Here is a 22,029-nt window from a genome sequence, read left to right as displayed (position 1 = left end):
TTTGAGATTGGGAATGACTGATGACTATCAGGGTTTGAATCGCGGGCTTACATTTGCATTCTTTCTTGAAACTGGTATTACGGATCGACGGGTAGCTGTTTCTGCTTTCTTTTTCTCCCAATTCCCAATTCCCAATTTCCAATCTCCAATTCCCAAGTCACAATTTTTAGTGTAAAGAGTAAAATGCCTAAACCAGTAATTTTATGTGTTGATGATGAAATCGCTGTATTGGAGAGTCTCAAAGTGCAACTCAAGTCAGCTTTTGGTACTGAATATTCTTATGAACTGGCCGAAAATGCGATGGATGCTCTAGAAATGCTAGAGGAGCTTACTGAAGAGGAGTCTCAAGTTCTGGTGATTGTATCAGATTGGTTAATGCCCGGGATGAAGGGGGACGATCTGCTGATTTGCATCCACCAAAAATTCCCAAAAATCGTGAAAGTTATGCTAACAGGTCAAGCTGATGAAGCTGCTATTGCCAGGGTAAAAAAGGAAGCAAACCTTCATTCGTGCTTGTATAAGCCTTGGTTGGAATCGGAGTTAATTGAGATCATTAAATCTGGGCTTAAAAAAACTTGAACCCACAAGTAATTATAGGAGGTGATGGTGAGCAAACTACGATCGCAAGTCTGAATTAATATTCCGGGGAAGTATTACTACTTTGCGATCGCACGTCACATCCAAGTCTGGGTCAAACATTTAGGTATTGCACTAAATAACTGTTCGATCCTTCGGACTTCAGTCCTCTCTTTGAAGGTGAAGAAGGACTAAAGTCCTCACTGCGAACCTTTTTAGAAGGACTCGCATTGTTCACTACGAATCATAGCTCAAAACTTCGCTGTCCATTGCCAACAATGAAGTTTCGAGCAATCTCCTGCAACCGCAACAGCCCCGACGATATCTGAACAGGGAATTAATTCAATTAAAGACCATTTCGATGATTCTTCGGGGTTTTGTTCAACATTTAATAGTGCTGCGGGTTCTCCTGGTGTGAGGGTCACATCAAACTCATTCAGGGGAATAGATAATCCTTTTCCGACTGCTTTGATGTAGGCTTCTTTCCGAGTCCAGCAGGCAAAAAAAGCGTGGTTTTGGAGATTTTTGGATAGAGAACGCAGCACGGTGTTTTCTAATGGTGAAAAAAACTTTTCAGCAATCTCTAGACAGGGAAAGTTGGGATTTATTCGTTCAATATCGACGCCAATATCTCGATTTTTGGTAATGGCAATTAGCCCAAGTTCGTGAGAGTGAGACAAATTGAAACGCAGGGTATCTCCACTTTGGGCGACGATGAGAGAGGGTTTGCCGTAGGGGTTGTATTCAAAGCTTAGATGGCTGGGATTTATGTGCAGGTAGCGACTCAGAATTTCTCTCAGCGCACCGCGAGTCACAATAAATTGCGATCGATCTTTTGGAAAGTGAAAACGCTCTGCTTTTGTCTGTTCGTCGGTAGAGAGAGTCTCTGCTAAAGTCCGCACGCAAGACGCCGTTTGAGCCAGAGAGACGCGCCAAACATGAATTTCGTTGATGTCTAATGTCAGGTTTTCTGGTGGGGAATTCCACGAAGGAACAACAGCAGTCATGTATTTGCCCTTTTTTTGGGCTTGGTGGGTCAAAATATCGTCTCTGGCGATGAGACTATCGATCGAACTATGGGGGCTTTGGGCGGTGGAAGTTGTTTGCTTGGCGGATGTGTTTCCCGACGTGAAATCGCCAATTACAAAGGATTCTACCATGAGATGTGCTAATTTTTTGCTTGAGTCTGGCGATCGCACTTGCACGCATCGCACGAGTCTCGATATTATTTTGTATTAGGTAGATTTCACGCCCAGAGCGATCGCACTTTTTTGTTGTCAGCGACCTGAAGAAGGAAAATTTAAGCCAATTGGCTTAAACAATTAAGACAAATTGCTAATGTATGTGTTCCCAAAGATGAATATCTTTATTTCAGCTCTCAGGTCAAAAATCCGGAATATTTAGTGTTTGTTTTGCACTAAAAATCCAGATATCCGCTCCCAAGTTCCCTTTTACATAATTACGTTTTTCTGGTTTTTATAGCAAAAATTGTAGCTTTAGGGGGGGGCAAGGATATATTTATTTTTCCTGCGAGCCATCGGGGGCAAAGCTGCCGATCAGCTCGTATTTACAATTTAATAACTTAGGACTCAGCCTAAAAAGTGATTTTACACGCTACTCATAGCCGCAAGTAAGGTGATGCACGCCACACCCTACATCTAGAAGTTCTGCGTCGAGGACTGGAACTGCAACAAATTCCCAAATAATCCGGATATTCACTCTATTTGGTTGTAAAATTAATTACAGTTGTTTTCCTTTGATTCGTTTTGTCAAATAAACTGCGATCGTGATAGCAAATCTAAAGGATGTCTGCTTTTTTCTGTATGCGCGATCGCCAGGATAACTGCCTGCGTATTTACAGCATCATTTTTTTGACAGCACTGAGGAAACAGGAAATACTGTCTGGCGATGCTTGCGAGTAGGCATCCAAATTTTTAAGGTGGATGTCGGCCACCTACAGTAGTACCTGTAACTAAAGTCAATCAAGAAGTATTAGATGGGGCGATCGCTGTTGCCGGACGATTTGCTTGCTATAATACAGCAAAAATCGCTTGCGTGCACTACAGCAAGGCCAAATTCACAATCAGGGTGCTGGGATAACAAATCATAACTTGTTGGGTGCAACTAATTAAATCCAGAAAGTGTTTTCTAAGCAACAAGTTTTTCCAAGCATGACTACTCCTTCAAACATCAAATTTTTACAACCAACCAAATCTGCTGGCAGATTAGTGGTAAAAGCAGTTCGCTCCCTCCCTTTGCGAACAGTTCTGGTAGTTCCATTCGTGGTGCAAATATTCGCAGCAGTCGGAGTTGTGGGGTATTTGTCATTTCGCAATGGACAGCAAGCTGTTAACGAAGTTGCTACCAAATTGCAGGAAGAAATTAGCGATCGCATCTCCGAAAGAATCCAAGCATACATGGCATTTCCCCACCAACTAAATCAATTCAAAGCCAATGCTTTTGAGCTGGGGGATCTCAACTTGCAAAACATTCCGCAAATACAGCGCCACTTCTGGAAGCAACTGCAAACTTTTGACACAGTAAGCGTTACGTATATTGCCACTCCAGGCGGAGATTTTATTGCCGCGAGGCGCACTAATGAGGGAAATTTTTTATTGCAAGAACGCACCGAGCTTACAGACGGCAACATGAATTATTATGCTGCTAACAACCGCGGCGAACCAACGAACTTAGTTAAAGTAAAACCTAAATTTGACCCGCGAGTTCGTCCCTGGTACACAGCAGCAACCGAAGCACAAACGGCAACTTGGAGCAAAATTTACGCCGACTTTACCAGCAAAGGATTGGGAATTACAGCGGCGCAACCGTTATACGACGAATCGGGGCAGTTGCAGGCAATTTTAGGCACTGACTTACTATTTTCGCGAGTTAACGAGTTCCTCCAAAAGTTAAAAATTGGCAAATCTGGTCAAACGTTTATTATTGAGCGATCGGGTGAATTAATTACAACATCAACGCAAGATCCAGTATATTTAATCAAAGGTGAAGAGACAGAAAGAATTCAGGCAACTGCCAGCCAAAACGCCACCATCAGCCTCACTACTAAATACCTGCAAGAGCATTTTGGTAACCTCAACAACATTCAGCAAAACCAACAGCTTAGGTTAAAGATTAAAGACCAGCTACAATTCATGCAAGTTACGCCCATAAAAGATGACAAAGGTTTGAACTGGCTGATTGTAGTAATTATTCCCGAATCAGATTTCTTGGAACAAATTAATACCAACAACAAAACTACTGTTTTGCTGTGTATTGCAGCTTTGGCGGCAGCTATAATTGTCGGTATACTAACAGCTAGATGGGTGACAAAACCAATTTTACACTTAAATGAAGCAGCAAAAAATATTACCAAAGGTCAGTGGGGGAAAACTGTAGAAATAAACCGGAATGATGAAGTTGGCGAACTTGCTAACTCATTTCAAACTATGGCACAACAACTGCAATTTTCTTTTGAGGAAATGCAAAGTTTGAATGCTGAATTATCCGAGAGTAAAAGCCGACTCAACCAAATTTTAGAAGCCGTGCCGGTGGGGATATTTGTAGCAGAACCCAGCGGTAAACCCTACTACGTTAATTCTCGGGCTCAATCCTTGCTTGGTAAAGACATGGTTGACGATATTAAATCTGCTGAAATTGGAGAGGTATATCAAATTTATCTCGCCGATAGCGGGGAAATATACCCTCAAGAAAAAGACCCGATAGTGTGTGCTTTTCGAGGGGCAAGTGTCAATGCTGACGATATAGAAATTCACCAGCCAAACAGGACTATTCCGCTCGAAGTTTGGGGAACGCCAATTTATGATGACAAAGGAAAGGTGAATTATGCAATCGCAGCTTTTACCGACATTACCCAACGCAAAGAATCCGAAAAATTAGTAGCCGAATACAACCGCACTCTCGAAGTTCAAGTTACCGAAAGAACCCAAGAACTTAGAACAGCATTAGAAGACCTACAAACCACCCAACAAGAGTTAGTTCATTCAGAAAAAATGGCTGCTTTAGGACAATTAGTAGCGGGAGTTGCCCACGAACTAAATACTCCGCTGGGTGCGATCCGTTCGAGTGCCGGAAATATGAGCAAATTCTTGGGACAAACCCTCTCCAACTTGCCCGAACTTTTTCAATCGTTTTCTCCCGAAGAAGCCGATAACTTCTTCATGTTATTAAATCAATCGCTGCAAAAAGATATAACTTTGACAGCCAAAGAAGAAAGGAAATTAAAGCGAACTTTGGTAGGTCAACTAGAAGATGAAAATATTGACGAAGCCGATGATATCGCGGACACCTTAGTAGATATGGGGATTTATGAAGCGGATGACTTTATGTCTCTGTTGCAAAAACCCGATCGCGAGCTAATCTTAGACATGGCTTACAAACTCACAGAAATCCAGCGAGGCACCCAAACAATTAATACCGCAACGGATCGAGCATCAAAAGTCGTCTTTGCTCTGAAAAATTATGCCCGACACGACTCTTCAGAAGTGATGATTCAATCGGATTTAGTTGACGGCATAGAAACCGTACTTACCCTTTATCAAAACAACTTGAAACACGGGGTAGAAGTATTGCGAAACTTCCAAGAAATTGAACCTGTACTCTGCTACCCCGATCAACTAAATCAGGTGTGGACAAATCTCATCCACAATGCCCTGCAAGCGATGGATAATAAAGGTACATTAACTCTGGATGTTTTTCAAGAAAGCAATCGTGTCAAAGTGGCTGTCACGGATAGCGGTAAGGGAATTCCTGAAGAAGTTATCTCGAAAATATTCCAGCCTTTCTTCACAACTAAGCCACCGGGAGAAGGCACAGGTTTAGGGCTTGATATTGTCAGAAAAATCATTGAAAAACATTGCGGTACAATCGAAGTTGCATCGGTTCCTGGCAAAACGACTTTTACCGTTTCTATACCCGTCAATCCCGGATAACCTCTTTGAGGGTAGGCATTGCTCTTATCGCTTCTGCAACTTGCGTTATGCGTTTTTTTGGGGACAGTGCCTGCCCAACAAACTAGAGGATACACTCAATGGCAAACAAAGAACGGCTGAGAATAAAAAAGTATGTCTAAACCTGTTATCCTGTGCGTTGACGACGAAAAAGTAGTTTTGAAAAGTCTCAAAACTCAACTCAAATCAGCCTTTGGCAATACCTACGTTTATGAATTAGCGGAAAATCCCGCCGATGCTTTAGAATTGATAGATGAATTTAATGATGATGATACAGCGATCATCTTGATTGTTTCTGATTGGTTGATGCCGGGAATGAAAGGAGATGAATTCCTAATTCGCGTTCATCAAAAATTTCCGAATATAGTTAAAGTGATGCTGACAGGTCAAGCAGATGAAGATGCTGTTCAAAGAGCATTTGACGAAGCTGATTTGCACCGTTGCTTGCACAAACCTTGGTCGGAAGAAGAGTTAATTGAAACCATTAAAACGGCTTTATCGCTATGAGCAAACAAGTGATTATTTGCGTCGATGACGAAACTACGGTTCTGAAAAGCCTCAAAGCTGAATTAAAAGATGCTTTAGGCAATACTTACCGGATTGAAATTGCGGAAGGAGGTGAGGATGCTCTAGAGTTAGTTGCCGAACTTATGGAAGACGGAGAAGAGATTCCTTTAATTATCTCCGACTACGTGATGCCTGATATGAAAGGAGATGAATTATTGAGGCGGGTTCATGAAATTTCTCCCAAAACTCTCAAGGTGATGCTAACAGGGCAGGCGACAATTGAAGCTGTGGGAAGTGCGATCAAGCACGCGAAACTCTACCGCTATATCGGCAAGCCTTGGCAAACTGAAGACTTGAAATTGACCGTGACAGAAGCCGTTCACAGCTACAGTCAGGATAAAAAACTAGCAGCACAAAATGCCGAACTGCGAAAAGTGAATGAGAGGTTAGAAATAGCCTTGGAACTGCAATCACAATTAACTAAGGCTGCCAGACGGTTTGTGCCGAATGAATTTGTCTCGCTACTAAGCCGTGAAAGCTTGGTTGATATCAAACTCGGCGACAGCGTGGAAAAGGAAATGTCTGTCTTGTTTTCTGATATTCGGGATTTTACGACTCTTTCTGAGGGAATGACTCCTCAGGAAAATTTCAAGTTTATTAATTCTTATTTGAGCCGCATGGAGCCAACGATTATTGAAAATAACGGTTTTATTGATAAATACATTGGCGATGCAATTATGGCTTTGTTCGGTCACAGTGCCAGCGATGCTGTGAATGCTGGAATTTCTATGCTACACCGTCTCGACGATTACAATCAACACCGCGTTAATGAGGGCTTTGCACCGATTAAAATTGGGATCGGTATCAATACGGGCAACCTGATGCTGGGAACTGTTGGGGGAACAACGAGGATGGATAGTACGGTGATTAGCGATGCGGTGAATTTAGCTTCCCGCGTGGAAACGATGACGAAAAGTTACGGGGTATCGATGTTAATTACTAACAATACTTTTTTACAGTTAAATGTAAGTGAATACCAAAAATATGCAATCAGAAATATTGGTCGAGTTAGAGTTAAAGGCAAATCTGAGTTGGTGACGATTCATGAAGTATTTGATGCCGATCCGCCGGAAGTTAAAGATGGCAAGTTAGCAACTTTTAATATATTTATAGAGGCTTTGTGGAACTATAGTGCGAGCAAACATAAGGAAGCGGCACAACTGTTTGCTGAGTGCGTTCGCAAAAATCCGCTCGATCGCGTAGCACAGAATTACCTGAAACGTTCTCAGGAAATGCAGTCACTATTAACTGAGGGTAAGTCGGATTTTTTTTGATTGTTTATTAGTCCTATCAAATGCGGTTTGATCGTTCGGAGTTTAGTCTTTAAATCCCAATACGCTTGGGATTATAAAGTCCGATCGGCAAAATGAGAGTGAAAAACAGATACGCTCGATTGCTTCGTTCCTCTCGAAGGACAAATCCTAAGCCAAGCGTATTGCCCTTAAACCCAAGTTTGTAGAACTTTTCCGGCTATTTGCTGTCCCAACCAAGGTGTGTTTGCCGATCGCGATTTCAGACTGCGCCCTTCAACCGTCCAAGTCATGAGCGGGTCGAACAAAATCAGCTCAGCAGAGGCTCCCAGCGCCACCTTCGCGGGGGTTTGACCGAGACAAACGGCGGGGCCTGTACTCAACACTCGCCACAGTTCTAAAGCGGAAAATTCACCAGTTTCTACGAGTCCGTGCCATAACAGAGGTAGCGCTAATTCCAAGCCGATCGCCCCTGGGGGACTATCCGCAAAAGCCACGGTTTTTTCTTCGTAAGTACGAGGATTGTGGTCGATCGCGATCGCATCAATCACCCCATCTTTCACAGCTTGAATTAAGGCTAATTGGTCGCTCAGATTGCCTAACGGCGGTTCGAGGTGTAAATTCGGATCGTAGGGAACCGAAGCAGTTAGAGCATTTTTGCCAGCGGAATCTTGAGAGTTTCCTGAGATTGCGCCGACATTTAACAGCAAGTGCATCCAAGTTACACTCGCAGTCACCGGTAAATCCCGCGCTTTGGCATCTCGAATCAATTCCACGCTTCGGGCGGTTGAAACGCGCATGATGTGCACTCTTGTTCCCCCAGATGCCACTAACTCCAGGATTGCCGCCAAAGCCGATGTTTCTGCACTTGCGGGAATTCCTGGTAAACCCAAGCGCACGGAGACTGCACCTTCCCGCGCGGCGCCATTTCCGGCTAAAGTGCGATCGCACGGCCACAAGGCGATCGACTTATGCAAGGGCTGGATATACTCAAGCAAACGCCTCACCAGAGCCGGATTAGACAGCGGGAAACCGTCCGCAAACCCTACTATTGGAGAGGAGGCCAGCTCCCCCAACTCGGCCATCTGCTGCCCTTTAACGCCCGCTGTCAGCGCGCCCCAAAAATACAAGCGGGGTAGGGAGGGCGATAAATTGCGGATGTGTTGTTGCAACAAGGCTAAACCGGCCAAGTTGTCCACAGGTGGGGATGTATCGGGCAAAATTGCTAGGCGGGTAAAACCGCCAGCCGCCGCCGCCTGCATTAAGGATTCTAGGGTTTCTCGTTCCTCAAAACCCGGTTCTCCGCTATGACTGTAGATATCGGCTAATCCTGGCCCTAAAATTAGGCCTCGGCAATCCCGGACTTCTGTGTCGGCGGGAATTTCGGTGATGTTTTCTTCTATTGCTTGGATCTGATTTTCGGTAATTAGAATGTCAGCGGTGCGATCGATCTTTGAAATTGGATCGATTACTCTTATGTTTTGTAGCAGTTCGCGATTCATATAGAAGGAAGAGGGAAGAAGGAAGAAGGAAGAAGGAAGAGGGAAGAGGGAAGAGGGAAGAGGGAAGAAGGAAGAGGGAAGAACGAACCGCGAAGACGCTAAGGACGCGAAGCAAGAGGGAAGAAAGGCAAGGGTTTCTGCAATTGATGTTTCGTGGTTGCTATTAAAATTCAGACTTTTGTCCGGCGAAGCGTGGGGGAGGGTATTGGTATTCGTGTTAACTTAAGCTTTAAACGTGCTATCAATCTACTGTTTGATAATTAGGCCTTCGATCCCCCCGCATTCTTGCCCCCTACTCCCTCTTAAGAAGCAGGGCGGTTTTATTGTCCGAAAAATAAATCTGAAACTACTGAAAGCATCGCTCAAACGTCGGGTGGCGTATTAGACGCAACTGTCATATTAATCAAGGTACGTAGTTGGGCTTGGGCCCTCTTTATAAATACGTCTAAAGAGGGCTGAAGCCCAACTACGTACCTATTTCTATGATGACTATAAAACCACCCTGCCTACTCCCCCTTAAGAAGGGGGGAACCGGAAGCACTCTTGCAGCCCCCGGATAGTCTGAGGACTTTGATAAGGCTCTTGTCCCCCCCCTTAAGAAGGGGGGTTAGGGGGGATCGAGACTACGCTAACAGCGAGATTTATCAAGGATTTTAGACTTAAGTTAACACCTCAAAAATTACAGTGCTCCGGCTGCTGTTTGATCGAAAACACCGCCACTTAAATGAGTTGTGATATTCATCGCCTGCAATACGGGCAAACCATCGGGGCCGTGGGGATAATCAATCACGCTAACCGCGCCGTTTCCTTGTTTGAATTTCCAGAAATGTTCGGGTTCTAAGTTGAATAGGTGGCAGAGAAGGGCTTTGTTGACGGCATCGTGGGCAACTACAATTCCTGTACCGCTAACTGATTTTACAATTTCTCGCCACGCTGCGATCGCCCTTGTCCAAACTTGCTCTAAATTTTCTCCTTCTGGCATTTGCACTTTTTCGGGAGATATTTTCCATTCTTCGAGCAAACCTGGATAGGATGCTTCTATTTCTGATTCAAATTTTCCTTCCCAAAGTCCGTGGCTAATTTCGCGCAATTCGTCGCGGAGTTCGAGTTGCAAATCGCCGTGATATTTGAGAATAATTTCGGCAGTTTCTTTCGGGCGCAGCATGGAACTGCTGATGGCAAAATCTAATTTTACATCCTTAAGAAATTCTGCGGCTTGTCGAGCTTGTTCGCGGCCGTTGTCGTTGAGTGGTACGTCTATTTGTCCTTGAAATTTACCTGCTCTATTCCAGTCTGTTTCGCCGTGACGCACTAGCAACAAGCGCGGGCCGCTGTGTCCGTCCCTCGGTTTGGGGAAGATTTCTCCGGTATGGGCGGTTAAATTCAGCGATTCTAATTGAACAGCAATTTTATTGTTGGACTCTGTTTGTTCATCGGCAGATCCCAAATTGATGACACTAATTCCGCAATTTGATTGTTGAATTGATTGATAGTAATCTGGGGCGATTTCTGAAGCTGTGGCGATTAGGGCGCGGTTGATTCCGTTGTGACCTACTACTAGAATTGTGCCAGAAGTGTGGCGTGATAAAAGTTCTTTCCAAAACTTGCGGGCGCTAGCAAAAACGGCTAGTACCGGAAAGTGTTCGATTTCTCCTTCGGGGGAGGGGATTTTCATGGAAAATTTGTCGGGATGTTGTTGCCATTGCTGATATGCTTCGGGGAATTGGTCGATCGCCTCTTGACGCAGCATTCCTTCCCACAATGGCAAATCGATTTCCATCAATTTATCAGTTGGCTGGAGTTGTGGCGGATTTGTCAAGCGCGACAGGATGATTTCGGCTGTTTCTTTGGCTCGTTGCAGGGGACTTGTATAGGCGGCATCAAAGGTGATACTGCTCAGGATGTCGCCTACTTGCTTTGCGCCGGCGCGGCCTGCTTCTGTCAAAATTGATTTATCAAGGCGGCCTTGGATGCGACGTTCTTGATTGTATGTGCTTTTGCCGTGACGGACTAAGATAATGCGGGTCATTCGATTTTAGATTTTAGATTTTAGATTTTAGATTTAGCCTGTTACTGAGTCCGTGGGTGCTGGTGCGTACCTTACCCAGTCTTCGGGTGCGAGGCGAGTCAAAAAGATTAACCAGTGAAATTTTACCAGGTGGCGGGATACTCTCGGCTGCAACGACCTATGATTAAAGATGGGAAAGAGTTAGACACAGATTTGCGCGGGACGGAAAACCAGGAATGACACTGAAGCGGATAATTTTAGGTATTTTAACGGCGATCGCGATCGCTCTGGTCGGTTTATCTTTACTTGCTAGTTGGAGTGAACCCCAAATCCAAAGCCGGCTGGAACTCTATCAGACAAATTTGCTGCTGCACGCCTCGGAGTGGCAAGGAGAAAATAATCAGGGTGCTAATTTAAGTTCGGCGCGCAACAATATTATCGGTTCCGATCCTCTAAATACGGCTTTAACGCAGTATAAAGACGCGCGAGATTCGACTCAAAAAACTCTCGAAACAACTCAAGCACAATTCAAACAAATTCCGCCGACTCTCGTCTCAAAGTCGGAAAATTCTGCTCTCAAATCGGCACAACAAAAGGCTGTGCAAGAGTTGACAAGCCAACAGTCAGCGCTGCTAAACGAACTTGACTTGCGATTGGGAGTTTTGCAGGCAAGCAGCGGCAAAACGAAGGAGGCGATCCAAACTTGGCAGGGTTTAGTTACGCGGTACAAAACTGAAATTGATGCCGATCCTTCCGTGGTAACTGCTCAGGTTTTAACGGGAATTTGGAGCAATCCGCCTCAACTTTTGCCGGATGCTGAGCCGCGCATTCAAAAGTCTTTGGATGGGTGGTTTCGCTATCGCGCTCTAGCACAACTTTACAAGCTGCAAGAACGTTCTAAAGAGCTGGTGGCGCTGCAAGCAGCAGAGCAAGTAACGGCTGAGCAAGCTATAGAAAAGTTGGCAATTGTTGTTGGCGTTCCGGCTATATCTCTTTGTATCGGCACGGTTTTGCTGGTTGGTTTGAGCGTGCAGTGGCTGTTGCAGCGCCAGCAGTTAGATAAGGCAGGTTCGGGGCCGCTGTTGGCGCGCAATGCCAGCTTGACTTGGGATGTGCCTTGGGATGGCGAGATTGTTTGGCAGGTGCTGGTGGTCGGCTTTTTCTTTGTCGGGCAAATCTTGATTCCCTATTTTTTGCTGCCAGTTTCTCTAGCTGTTCTTAAACTGAACCCTGCTACTTTTGACGGGCGCGAAAAGGCTTTTTATATCTTTGCTACTTATTTGTTGCTGTCGGCTGGCGGGCTTTCGGTACTGTATTTTTCGGTCAAGTCTTTTCTACCTTTACCTGATGGTTGGTTTCGGATAGATTGGCGGGGAAATTGGTTTTTGTGGGGGTTTGGCGGCTATTTTGTGGCTTTGCCTTTGGTGGTTGTGGTGTCGCTGATCAATCAACAATTATGGCAGGGACAAGGCGGCAGCAATCCGATTTTGCCGATCGTCCTTGAAGGTAGGGACAACGTGGCTCTGGCGGTGTTTTTCGGCACTGCTGCGATCGCCGCTCCGGTTTTTGAGGAAATCGTGTTTCGGGGCTTTCTACTGCCTTCTCTGACTCGCTATTTGCCTGTTTCTGGGGCGATCGCAGCTTCGGCTTTTTTGTTTGCGGTGGCTCACTTGAGTGTCTCTGAGATTCTGCCTTTGGCGACTTTGGGCGCGGTGTTGGGGTTTGTGTACACGCGATCGCGCAATCTCCTCGCCCCCATGCTTCTCCACAGTCTTTGGAATAGCGGAACTCTCTTGAGTCTGTTTCTTTTGGGCGGCAGCGCGGGTTAATTCGGGCGGTTGTTAATAATTGTGAATAAACCGGGCTTTTGTGACATCTATCGGCATTGTCTGCTGAGGTGGAATTTGGCGATCGCCCGGTCGCTGACTTTAACGGAAAAACTTGCTTTAACATTGAAGTAATATCTTGTAGGTCGATCGATGTCAGGTTAGCCCGGGCGATCGCACCCAACCGAGCGTGACCATTCTGCTAATTTTTATGTTAAATTTAAGTAAGGATGAGGTTTCAAACCAATGAGCAATTTCAACAGCCACAAGTTAGAGAGAACGCCAAGTTGGATGCGTTTCGCACCCTACGCAGCCCTAGGCATTTTAATATTTTCTGTCAATTCCGGTAGCGAACTCAATTATTTCTTGAGAGGCTACTCAGTCATTCTACAGGCTCAAGCCGGTATAGTTCTGCTGTATTTTGCGATGTCCAAGTTTCGCAAAAACCCAAATAAATGAGTAAAAATTAGAATTAGTAATATTGCTTGCCTCGATCGCATTCGTTGTCTATCGCGTTCGTTAAAATAAAAAACTGGGGAAAGGGAAAAATGGTAAAAGATAAAACCGTAGCAGTTGTGTTAGCTTTCTTTATCGGAGGTTTCGGAGGCCACAAATTTTATTTGGGCAACAATGTAGCAGGAGTATTCTATTTGCTCTTTTCGTGGACATTAATTCCCTCACTGATCGCATTTTTCGATTTCATTGGGCTGCTGCTGATGTCGGAACCAGCTTTTAATGCACAGTACAATGGCGGAATGTTGCCGTCTGGGTATGCCCTCAGAGGGGCAAAAGATGTCACAGGGGCGATCGCAGAATTGAAAGGACTTTACGATATGGGCGCAATTACCGCCGAAGAATATGAAGAAAAACGCCAAAAACTGCTGCGGGAATTGTAGTTAAGAAGGAAGAAGGAAGAAGGAAGAAGGAAGAAGGGAAGCCACTATCAAAAGGCTGGGATTTACACAAGAGTCAAATATAAACCAATACGCTTCAGTTAAGCCCGGAGATCCCCCCTAACCCCCCTTGCAAAGGGGGGGACAAGATATTCTCTTTCGTCCCCCTTCTTAAGGGGGATTTAGGGGGATCTCCGGGGAAGAAACATTTTTAAGTGAACCGTATTGAAATCTAAAGTCGAGCGAGGATAGAACTAAAGTGTCTCAAGATTTATACTGGCTGCGTCAAACTCCAAACTGGGTGTGGTATTCTTTTATTCCGTATTTTGGCGGATTGGCGATCGTCTATGCAGGGCAAAAAACAAATATTCGCAGTTGGATGGGATGGGGTGTTTGCTTTACTTTAGCAGCACTAGCGCTATCTTCTTCAGCTAATTTCGGCACCCTCGTTTGGATAGCTCAAATTGTCACAGCCTTTGCTTTGAAAAAGCGCTATCTGATCAAAACCGCACCCAGAGGCTTGCTGGTTCCTGCAACTGCGACAAATGCCGAAGAACTAGCCAACGTGCGCGGCAAAATAGATATTAACGAGTGTACCAAAGATGATATGGTCAGAATCTTGGGTTTGCCGATCGTCTACGCTAACGATATTGAATCTTTGCAAAACGAAGGCTACCTTTTTACCCACGCCGAAGAGTTATCGGAAATCGCCGGAGTACCCGAAAGTCACGTCAGACGCATCGCCCCGATGATTTGCTTTAGCTACAATTATCAAAAAGAATCGCAGTTTACTTGGAAGCGGTTAAACATTCTTTCGCCGTCAGAGTTGATCGAAAGCGGTTTAGATGGGGTTGTGGCTGAAAAAATAGTTAGAGAAAGGCAAAGCAAAGGCGCGTACAAATCAGTTGTTGATGTCAAGCGGCGGACGGGACTGCCTTTTGATTCCTACCGCCATATTTGTTGATTTGTTAATTGGTAGTTGTTAAGCTGTTGTGGATTTAATTTTTATTTTGAGGGCGGGCGAGAAGCCCACCCCACAAGAGTTTGATGCACGCAGACCTCAGAAACCCGGTTTCTGACTAGATTTCTTGTGACTCGACCCAAAACTCGTAGAAACCGGGTTTCTTGCTCCCCATGCGTCAGCAATGAAAGTGTCCAAATTGTTGAATTAGGAACAGCTTATGACAACAAAATTAGAAGTTGACCGACATAAATTGTATGATACCGATTACCTCAGATGGATTGAAACCACTGTGGAAAAGTTGCGGTCTCGCGACTACTCAAATATCGATTGGGAAAACTTGATTGAAGAAATAGAAGACATGGGCCGAAGTGAACGCAGGAGTTTGGAAAGTAATCTTGTGGTAATTATCCTGCACTTGCTGAAGTGGCAATTTCAACCCGATCGCAGAAGCGGTAGTTGGAAAGCTAGCATTGCTGAACACCGTAGACGTATTCGCAAAGCTGTGAAAGATTCATTAAAGTCGGCGACCCTCTCACGAGAGCCGCCGCTCTCCAAAACCGTGCGTGAAAATTTCTCTTCACACGGCTCCTCAGTGACTTGGTGCTTGTCACGCATTCCTCATTACCAACATATCCTCATCCCAAAACCAATTCAGTTCGGAGGGTGGTTTAGGCTCGGCACTGTTACAGCCAGATTTTCTGCCAGGACTGCCATCACTGGTAGTCTTTGTGTCGTGGCAATGTCTGTGTAGAAGTTGCCAATTTTTATAATCATCCTTTCCACCTTGCGATTTGGGGATAATATGGTCAATTTCCATCACATCGTTTTCACGGAAAAACAATCCACAGTGGGCGCATTTTCCCTTTTGCCATTTCAAGAGTGATGAGACTCTTGTAGGCATTTCTGGGTTGTTGCCCATTCTTGTACTCCAATAAACCAGATTCCCGTCAAATGGGGACAGTTTGCCTTTGACTTTTACATGACGCACTATTTTAATGCGGGCATGGTCAAGTAACCGAAGTGGGTTTTTCCCAACTTCAGTGGTTGCAAATACCCAGTTATCATCGCCTATGGAGTGCCAATATTTCTTTGACACCCATCCCTTTGATTTCTTTGGGTGGCGGAATTGTGCCCAAGAGACAAGCTTTTGATACACTAGGTCATCTAACTGAGCGTAGATTTCCTTACTTATGACAGTCGAATAGAAGTTAGCCCAACCCCTAATGATAGGGTTTAGTCGCTTAATTAGCGCCGCTTGCGGTGCTGACTTATGGGAGTCAATTACATCTGACAGACGGTCATAATGTGCCTTCACTTTTTCTTGACTTGGGGTAATGATGGTCTTAAAACCGAGTAATTCCCCTTTCGTATTTTTACCTGTATGGTGTTTCCCTTTGGGGAACTGACGTATATTAAATCCAAGGAAGTTGAATCCTGGCTTTTCCTCAACAAAAGTTGAAAGAGTGTGCGTCAGCCGAGTTTTACTGGGTTTTAATTCCAAGCCTATGCCCATTAACCATTCCGAGATTATTTCCCGGCATCTTTGAACAACGGTTATGTCTTCATGGAGAATCACGAAGTCATCGGCGTACCTGATTAAAGTAGCTCCTGGCTGATAGCCAGCGTATTGACCTTTCTTGACAATTGTGCCACTAGGAAAGGCGCTTTTTATCCGGTTTTCCATCCCGTGGAGGGCTATATTTGCCAAAAGCGGCGAAAGACATCCGCCTTGTGGCGTTCCCTCAGATGTAGGAAACAACTGCTTACCATCCATCACCCCCGCTTTTAACCATGCACGAATTTGACGGCGAATGGTGGGAGATGTATTCAGTTTTAAAAGCAGTGTTTCATGGTCGATACAGTCGAAACACTTCGATATGTCAGCATCAAGTACAAACTTTTGTTTATACCTGATGGAGTTAAAGATTGCTTCGATTGCATCATGACATGACCTTCCGGCTCTGAACCCGTATGAGTTTGGTTCAAATCGCGCTTCCCATTCTGGTTCTAATGCCAGTTTGACAAGCGTTTGCAAGGCGCGGTCATCCATTGTAGGTATTCCTAAAGGTCGCTTCTCGTCACGTCCAGGCTTGGGAATCCATACACGCCTAGTCGGGCTGACCTTAGAACCCAGTTTTATTTGATTTATCAAGGCAAGACGGAGATTAGGAGTCAGCGATTTAACGCCGTCTACACCTGCTGTCTTTTTGCCGCAATTATCCTGGGTAACTCTACGAACCGCTAACGCTCTTGCTGACCAAGAATTCATCAGCGTTTTTTGGAGTCTGCGATATGTTTTTACATCGCCACGTTGAGAGGCTTGATAAATTCTCTGTTGCAGCTTATACACTCTACGTTCTAGCTTTCGCCAGTTAATAGAACGCCATTCCACCGTAGTCTTTAAACTCGTATTAGACATATTTACTGCTACTGGAAACTTTATTTTCCAAATCACCGTGATTCTGTCTGCCTATCCTCACCATTACAGTCAGGCGTTTTGCTTTTGAATCAATCTTGCCTACTCTTCGTATTAGTTAGCACCTACTCAATCATTGAAGACTGAGAACGGACGAGAGGTTACTTCGTTTCTGATAGTCATTGTTTGAGTTTTTAGAGCGGTACTATCCACCGGGTTTAGAGGAAGTGCTTGTTGGTCAACCAGGAACTTGCCAACTCCCCATTATCCTTGCCCATTTTGGGACTCCCAACGTAAACAGCCTGATTTCGCTGGTTATTCATGACGATGGTTCAAATGTACCTTTGTATTCCTACTCATGAACTCTTGCTCGGTGTTTACCAGGTTAGGCTTCCAGTATTGACACCTTTCACCCCCGCTTCAGGGATTGATGGCTAGTCGCTACCCTGGGGGACGCAATTCTTGACTGCGCTCTGTGTGCTTTCACTCCTGCACCTGGAGGGTGGGACTTAGTTTTCTAGGATACTTACCTCACCCACATGACTATCAAATTGTCTTGCCGAAGCCTCTTCTTTTGGGAGAAGATTCTTGTGTAGCTTGCGGGTAATCCTCTACCCATTTCAGGGTTAGTTTCTACCCAACGAATCGCACCCCCAGTCTAAGACCATATCTGGAAGAGGTGTTAGCTGAATGTTATGCGGATGCAGTAGAACAAGCAAGTGCTGAAACTGGGTTGTCGATAGAGACGTTTCCGCAATTGTCCGTTTATACTTCTACTGAGGTTCTAGATTCCAACTTTTTGCCCGATGAAATAATCTCAAAGTAGCATCGTCTGAAAATCCGATCGCCAGATCGTAATTAATCCCATATCAAAAAATATAATACCCAGATTTCCGACAACTTCTCCCAAGTCAGGGATCTAAAAAATTGTGGACTAGACAATGCTTGGAATATTGGTGCTATTCTACAGAATTATTAAAATGCAAAACGACACAACAGCAGATTACCCCTAAAATCACACTTATGTCTGACTCTCCTCCATCCCAAACTCCCCCAGAAACCGCAGCAGACAGTCCTCAAGCAGACAGCCGCAGTGCCAAAACTCGGCAAATGTTGGGTATGAAAGGGGCTGCTAGCGGGGAAACTTCCATCTGGAAGATTCGCTTGCAACTGATGAAACCGATTACCTGGATTCCCCTGATGTGGGGCGTGGTGTGCGGGGCGGCTTCTTCGGGAAACTATGTTTGGAATTTAGAGAATTTTGCGATCGCCTCCGCTTGTATGTTGATGTCAGGGCCTTTGCTGGCTGGCTACACTCAAACTTTGAACGATTTTTACGATCGCGACATCGACGCCATTAACGAACCCTACCGCCCGATTCCCTCCGGTATCATCTCGATTCCCCAAGTAGTTACCCAAATTTTGGTATTATTAGCCGCAGGCATTGCGGTAGCCTATGCTCTAGACTTGTGGGCGGGTCATGAATTCCCCATCATGACTGTTTTGACTCTCGGCGGTGCATTTTTGGCTTACATCTACTCTGCACCACCGCTGAAACTCAAGCAGAATGGCTGGTTGGGAAATTATGCCCTAGGTGCTAGCTACATTGCTCTGCCTTGGTGGGCAGGTCAAGCTTTGTTTGGTACACTAGATCCCACCATTATGGTTTTGACGCTGTTTTACAGTTTGGCAGGACTGGGAATTGCGATCGTAAATGATTTCAAAAGTGTCGAGGGCGATCGCCAATTAGGGTTAAAATCTTTGCCAGTGATGTTTGGCATCGGCACCGCAGCCTGGATTTGCGTGTTGATGATCGACATATTTCAAGCAGGCATTGCAGGCTACCTGATCGGCATTCACCAAAACCTTTACGCTGTCATTCTCCTGCTGTTGATCGTTCCCCAAATCACTTTTCAGGATATGTACTTTTTGCGTAATCCCCTGGAAAATGATGTTAAATATCAGGCAAGTGCTCAGCCTTTCCTGGTACTGGGTATGCTGGTAGCGGGTTTGGCACTGGGCCATGCTGGTTGAGAAAAATTTTGAGTTGGCAATTTTGAGTTAAATATTTTTAACCAAAAATAAACAACTCAAGATTATGCACAGTTTTCTTGAAGAAAAAATGTCAAATTAAAAATTAAAAATTGAAGGGGGTTAGCCTTTTTAATTTTTAATTTTTAATTTAAATTGATGAGGTTTGAAGGTCTGAACGTGTCAGAATTTTTCTCAAATATCAAGGATAAATTGAGTAAAGTCACTAAGGGAGTAGGCGATAATTCCGATCTAGAATCGCCAAATGCTGCCAATAGCACCGGGCTAAACTCATCGCAATCCCCGCCTGAATTGTCGGGGCGGATAACTGGTGAGCGATCGGAGTATGTGATATCAGAAGATGCTGAACCTCCAGAAGAGTCAGAATTAGCATCAGAATATTCCTACTCAGAACAGGATGAATTTCCCATAGTCAAGCGCGATTGGGAAGGATTGAGGCGCTTAATCGTTTGGTTGGAAATTGAACCTCAAGTTAGCAGCTTGCAAGAAAAAGGCAAGAGATTGTTGGGGCCGGGCTTGAGTTTGCTGGGAAATAAATTACCAGAACAATCTCATAGTAGCGAGTTGCCGGAAAATAGCGCACCGCCAAATACCGAACTGCAAATAAATACCGAACTACAGGAAAATAGCGCACCGCCGAATACCGAACTGCAAATAAATACCGAACTACAGGAAAGTATTGCACCGCCGAACACCAAACTGCAAATAAATACCGAAGTACAGGAAAATAGCGCACCGCTAAATACCGAACTGCAAATAAATACCGAACTACAGGAAAGTATTGTACCGCCGGAAGATAGCGCACCGCAGAAAAATACTAAAAAACGGCTCTCCAGGCGCCCTAAATTTTGGATAGGTTTAGGTGTTCTCAGTATAGGAAGTGGCGCTTTAATCTACGGTTTGTGGATTTTATACACCTTAGACAAAGGTTTGCCGGATGTTAACGATTTGTCGGCTTTTAACCGCGACGGGACGCTGACAATTAAGGCGGCTGACAATACGATTTTGTTGCAGTCGGGGCCGGCAACTAGAGATAAGCTGAAACTTAAGGAAATTCCCGAACTGTTGACTAAAGCTTTTATTGCGATAGAAGACCGCCGTTTTTACGAACATCGCGGGGTGGATTATCAAGGTATTGTGCGATCGATCGCTTCTAATGTGATAGCCAGAGATTTGGTGCAGGGCGGCAGTACAATTACCCAACAATTGGCCCGCGTGGTTTTTCTCAATCAGGAAAGAAGCCTTAAGCGGAAGGTTCGGGAAGCTCTTTTAGCTCAAAAAATAGAGCGGGAGTTGACTAAAGAACAAGTCTTAGAAAGATATTTAAATCTGGTTTATTTGGGTTCAGATGCTTACGGAGTGGCGGATGCGGCTTGGGTTTTCTTTAGCAAACCCGTCGATAAATTAACTTTGGCAGAGATGGCAACTTTGGCGGGTTTGCCGCCTGCCCCGAGCGAATATTCGCCTTTAGTTAATCCGAATATTGCTAAGCAACGTCGCAATATTGTGCTGCAACAAATGCAGGAAGCGAAGGTAATTACAGAGGCCCAGGCGAAGGAAGCCCAGGCGGAACCGATAAAAGTGAAACAAAGTCAGCCGAAACGATTTAAAGTAGTCGCGCCTTATTTTGCTAGTTACATTCGCAAGGAATTGCCGCGCTATGTTTCTAAGGATGCTTTGGAATCTGGTGGTTTGACTGTCGAGACGACGGTGGATTTGAAGTGGCAGAAAATAGCGGAACAAGTTATTAAAGATGCGATCGATGTTGATGGCCGCCGTCAGGGTTTTGAACAGGCGGCTTTGGTTTCAATAGAAGCTAAAACTGGGGAAGTTAAGGCCCTGGTAGGTGGCGGAAGTTTTAAAGACAGTCAGTTTAATCGGGCTACGCAGGCTTTGCGGCAGCCCGGATCGACTTTTAAGGGGTTGGTTTATGCGGCGGCTATGGGGGCGGGTTTTTCGCCTTACGACAGCTATGAAGATGCGCCAATTATTATCGACGGCTATCAACCGAATAATTACGGGAAAAAGTTTAGCGGTTGGCGATCGATCTCTGATGCTTTGACGAGTTCGGTAAATGTCGTAGCTGTCAGAGTGTTGATGGATGTCGGGTTTGAACCGGCGATTAAATTAGCCCACGATATGGGAATTAAGTCTAAATTAAGTCCGATTTATTCCCTAGCTTTGGGCTCGTCTGAGGTTAATTTGCTGGAATTAACTAATGCTTACGGTACTTTAGCGTCGGAAGGTAATTTTATTGAAGCCCACGGAATTACTAAGGTGATCGATCAGCGGGGAGATGTGATTTATAAGGCTGATTTTAAACCGAAGCGGGTTTTGGATAAGGATAGTGCGGCAATTACTACTTGGATGTTGGAGGGTGTGGTGACTGGTGGTACGGGCGGGCCTGCTTCTTTGGGCGATCGGGCTGTGGCTGGTAAAACTGGCACTTCGGAAAAGGTGCGGGATTTGTGGTTTATCGGTTACATTCCGCAGGTAGTAACTGGGGTTTGGTTAGGGAATGATGACAATTATCCGACGGGGGGAACTAGCGGTACTGCTGCTTACAATTGGCGCGATTTTATGAGTAAAGCTGTGAAGGGAATGCCGGTGCAGGAGTTTCCCAAGTTGCCTAAGTTGGAGGGCCGCAAAGGCAGTATTAAGGCGAAACCCGTCGAACCGAAGGAGATTATTCGAGGGATGATTATGAATGACGATGGTGCGATCGTCCCTTACAATCCCAATCCCGAACCGAAGCATCGCGAACCAGCTTATCAAGAACCAGCTTACCAAGAACCAGCTTACAAAGAGCCGGCTTATCAAGAACCAGCTTATCAAGAACCAGAGCGTTATCAAGAACCGAGATATTAAGCAATAATTACAAGCAATTGCGATGTGTAGGGGCAGGTTCACCAATAATCCTTAATGAGTACCAACAATTGAAATAAACCTGCCCCCACCCAACCAACAATTTAAATGTACATTGGATTGATTGCAAGAATTGGAATTGG

General features: G+C 45.0%; 14 protein-coding genes and 2 pseudogenes. 12 read left to right on the top strand and 4 right to left on the bottom strand.

Annotation, left to right across the window (positions count from 1 at the left end; translation table 11 throughout):
- Window positions 1-183 precede the first annotated feature (183 nt).
- On the top strand, window positions 184-579 hold the full coding sequence (locus tag JGK22_RS10360) for a response regulator (RefSeq protein ID WP_293178050.1): 396 nt from the start codon (window positions 184-186) through the stop codon (window positions 577-579).
- Window positions 580-827: 248 nt separating this feature from the next.
- On the opposite strand, the gene JGK22_RS10355 is transcribed toward JGK22_RS10360, so the two are convergent.
- On the bottom strand, window positions 828-1,736 hold the full coding sequence (locus tag JGK22_RS10355; protein WP_293276821.1) for a 4'-phosphopantetheinyl transferase superfamily protein: 909 nt from the start codon (window positions 1,734-1,736) through the stop codon (window positions 828-830).
- 1,011 nt (window positions 1,737-2,747) lie between these two features.
- Between JGK22_RS10355 and JGK22_RS10350 the strand changes: the two genes are divergently transcribed.
- From JGK22_RS10350 to JGK22_RS10340, 3 genes are all read left to right on the top strand, one after another.
- Complete coding sequence (locus JGK22_RS10350; RefSeq protein ID WP_293178056.1) at window positions 2,748-5,525, top strand: ATP-binding protein; 2,778 nt, start codon at window positions 2,748-2,750, stop codon at window positions 5,523-5,525.
- Window positions 5,526-5,657: 132 nt separating this feature from the next.
- Entirely contained in the window at window positions 5,658-6,050 is a 393-nt protein-coding gene (locus tag JGK22_RS10345) for a response regulator (protein ID WP_293178059.1), read from the top strand.
- Window positions 6,047-7,384, top strand: coding sequence for an adenylate/guanylate cyclase domain-containing protein (locus JGK22_RS10340; RefSeq protein ID WP_293178061.1), 1,338 nt, complete (start codon window positions 6,047-6,049; stop codon window positions 7,382-7,384). The genes JGK22_RS10345 and JGK22_RS10340 overlap by 4 nt, the downstream gene beginning before the upstream one ends.
- Window positions 7,385-7,551: 167 nt before the next feature.
- On the opposite strand, the gene JGK22_RS10335 is transcribed toward JGK22_RS10340, so the two are convergent.
- Both JGK22_RS10335 and JGK22_RS10330 read right to left on the bottom strand, forming a co-directional pair.
- On the bottom strand, window positions 7,552-8,862 hold the full coding sequence (locus JGK22_RS10335; RefSeq protein WP_293178064.1) for a dihydroorotase: 1,311 nt from the start codon (window positions 8,860-8,862) through the stop codon (window positions 7,552-7,554).
- Between the two features lie 679 nt (window positions 8,863-9,541).
- Window positions 9,542-10,891 carry a histidine phosphatase family protein gene (locus JGK22_RS10330; protein ID WP_293178066.1) on the bottom strand — a complete coding sequence of 450 codons (1,350 nt, stop codon included), beginning with the start codon at window positions 10,889-10,891 and terminating at the stop codon, window positions 9,542-9,544.
- A 215-nt stretch (window positions 10,892-11,106) separates the two neighbouring features.
- Between JGK22_RS10330 and JGK22_RS10325 the strand changes: the two genes are divergently transcribed.
- From JGK22_RS10325 to JGK22_RS10305, 5 genes and pseudogenes are all read left to right on the top strand, one after another.
- Window positions 11,107-12,699 carry a type II CAAX endopeptidase family protein gene (locus tag JGK22_RS10325; protein ID WP_293178069.1) on the top strand — a complete coding sequence of 531 codons (1,593 nt, stop codon included), beginning with the start codon at window positions 11,107-11,109 and terminating at the stop codon, window positions 12,697-12,699.
- 243 nt (window positions 12,700-12,942) lie between these two features.
- On the top strand, window positions 12,943-13,155 hold the full coding sequence (locus JGK22_RS10320; protein WP_293178072.1) for a hypothetical protein: 213 nt from the start codon (window positions 12,943-12,945) through the stop codon (window positions 13,153-13,155).
- An 89-nt stretch (window positions 13,156-13,244) separates the two neighbouring features.
- Entirely contained in the window at window positions 13,245-13,592 is a 348-nt protein-coding gene (locus tag JGK22_RS10315; RefSeq protein ID WP_293178075.1) for an NINE protein, read from the top strand.
- Between the two features lie 256 nt (window positions 13,593-13,848).
- Window positions 13,849-14,553 (top strand): helix-hairpin-helix domain-containing protein, encoded by a 705-nt coding sequence (locus JGK22_RS10310; protein WP_293178078.1) that lies wholly within the window; start codon window positions 13,849-13,851, stop codon window positions 14,551-14,553.
- Between the two features lie 217 nt (window positions 14,554-14,770).
- Window positions 14,771-15,067 (top strand): annotated as a pseudogene (locus JGK22_RS10305) (DUF29 domain-containing protein); the annotation flags it as partial.
- A 93-nt stretch (window positions 15,068-15,160) separates the two neighbouring features.
- On the opposite strand, the gene ltrA reads toward JGK22_RS10305, so the two are convergent.
- Entirely contained in the window at window positions 15,161-16,972 is a 1,812-nt protein-coding gene (ltrA, locus tag JGK22_RS10300; RefSeq protein ID WP_293205831.1) for a group II intron reverse transcriptase/maturase, read from the bottom strand.
- Window positions 16,973-17,627: 655 nt separating this feature from the next.
- Here ltrA and JGK22_RS10295 point away from each other — a divergent pair.
- The 3 genes and pseudogenes from JGK22_RS10295 to JGK22_RS10285 form a co-directional block, all read left to right on the top strand.
- Window positions 17,628-17,795 (top strand): annotated as a pseudogene (locus JGK22_RS10295) (DUF29 family protein); the annotation flags it as partial.
- 197 nt (window positions 17,796-17,992) lie between these two features.
- Window positions 17,993-19,003, top strand: coding sequence for a chlorophyll synthase ChlG (gene chlG / locus JGK22_RS10290; protein ID WP_293146994.1), 1,011 nt, complete (start codon window positions 17,993-17,995; stop codon window positions 19,001-19,003).
- A gap of 156 nt (window positions 19,004-19,159) precedes the next feature.
- Window positions 19,160-21,889, top strand: coding sequence for a penicillin-binding protein 1A (locus JGK22_RS10285; RefSeq protein ID WP_293211318.1), 2,730 nt, complete (start codon window positions 19,160-19,162; stop codon window positions 21,887-21,889).
- The last annotated feature ends 140 nt before the right edge of the window (window positions 21,890-22,029 follow it).

The sequence above is a fragment of the Microcoleus sp. PH2017_08_TRC_O_A genome, from assembly GCF_020738665.1.
Classification (GTDB): Bacteria; Cyanobacteriota; Cyanobacteriia; order Cyanobacteriales; family Microcoleaceae; genus Microcoleus.
The sequence above is the reverse complement of the archived record's forward strand: the minus strand, read 5'-3'. Positions and strand labels throughout refer to the sequence as shown.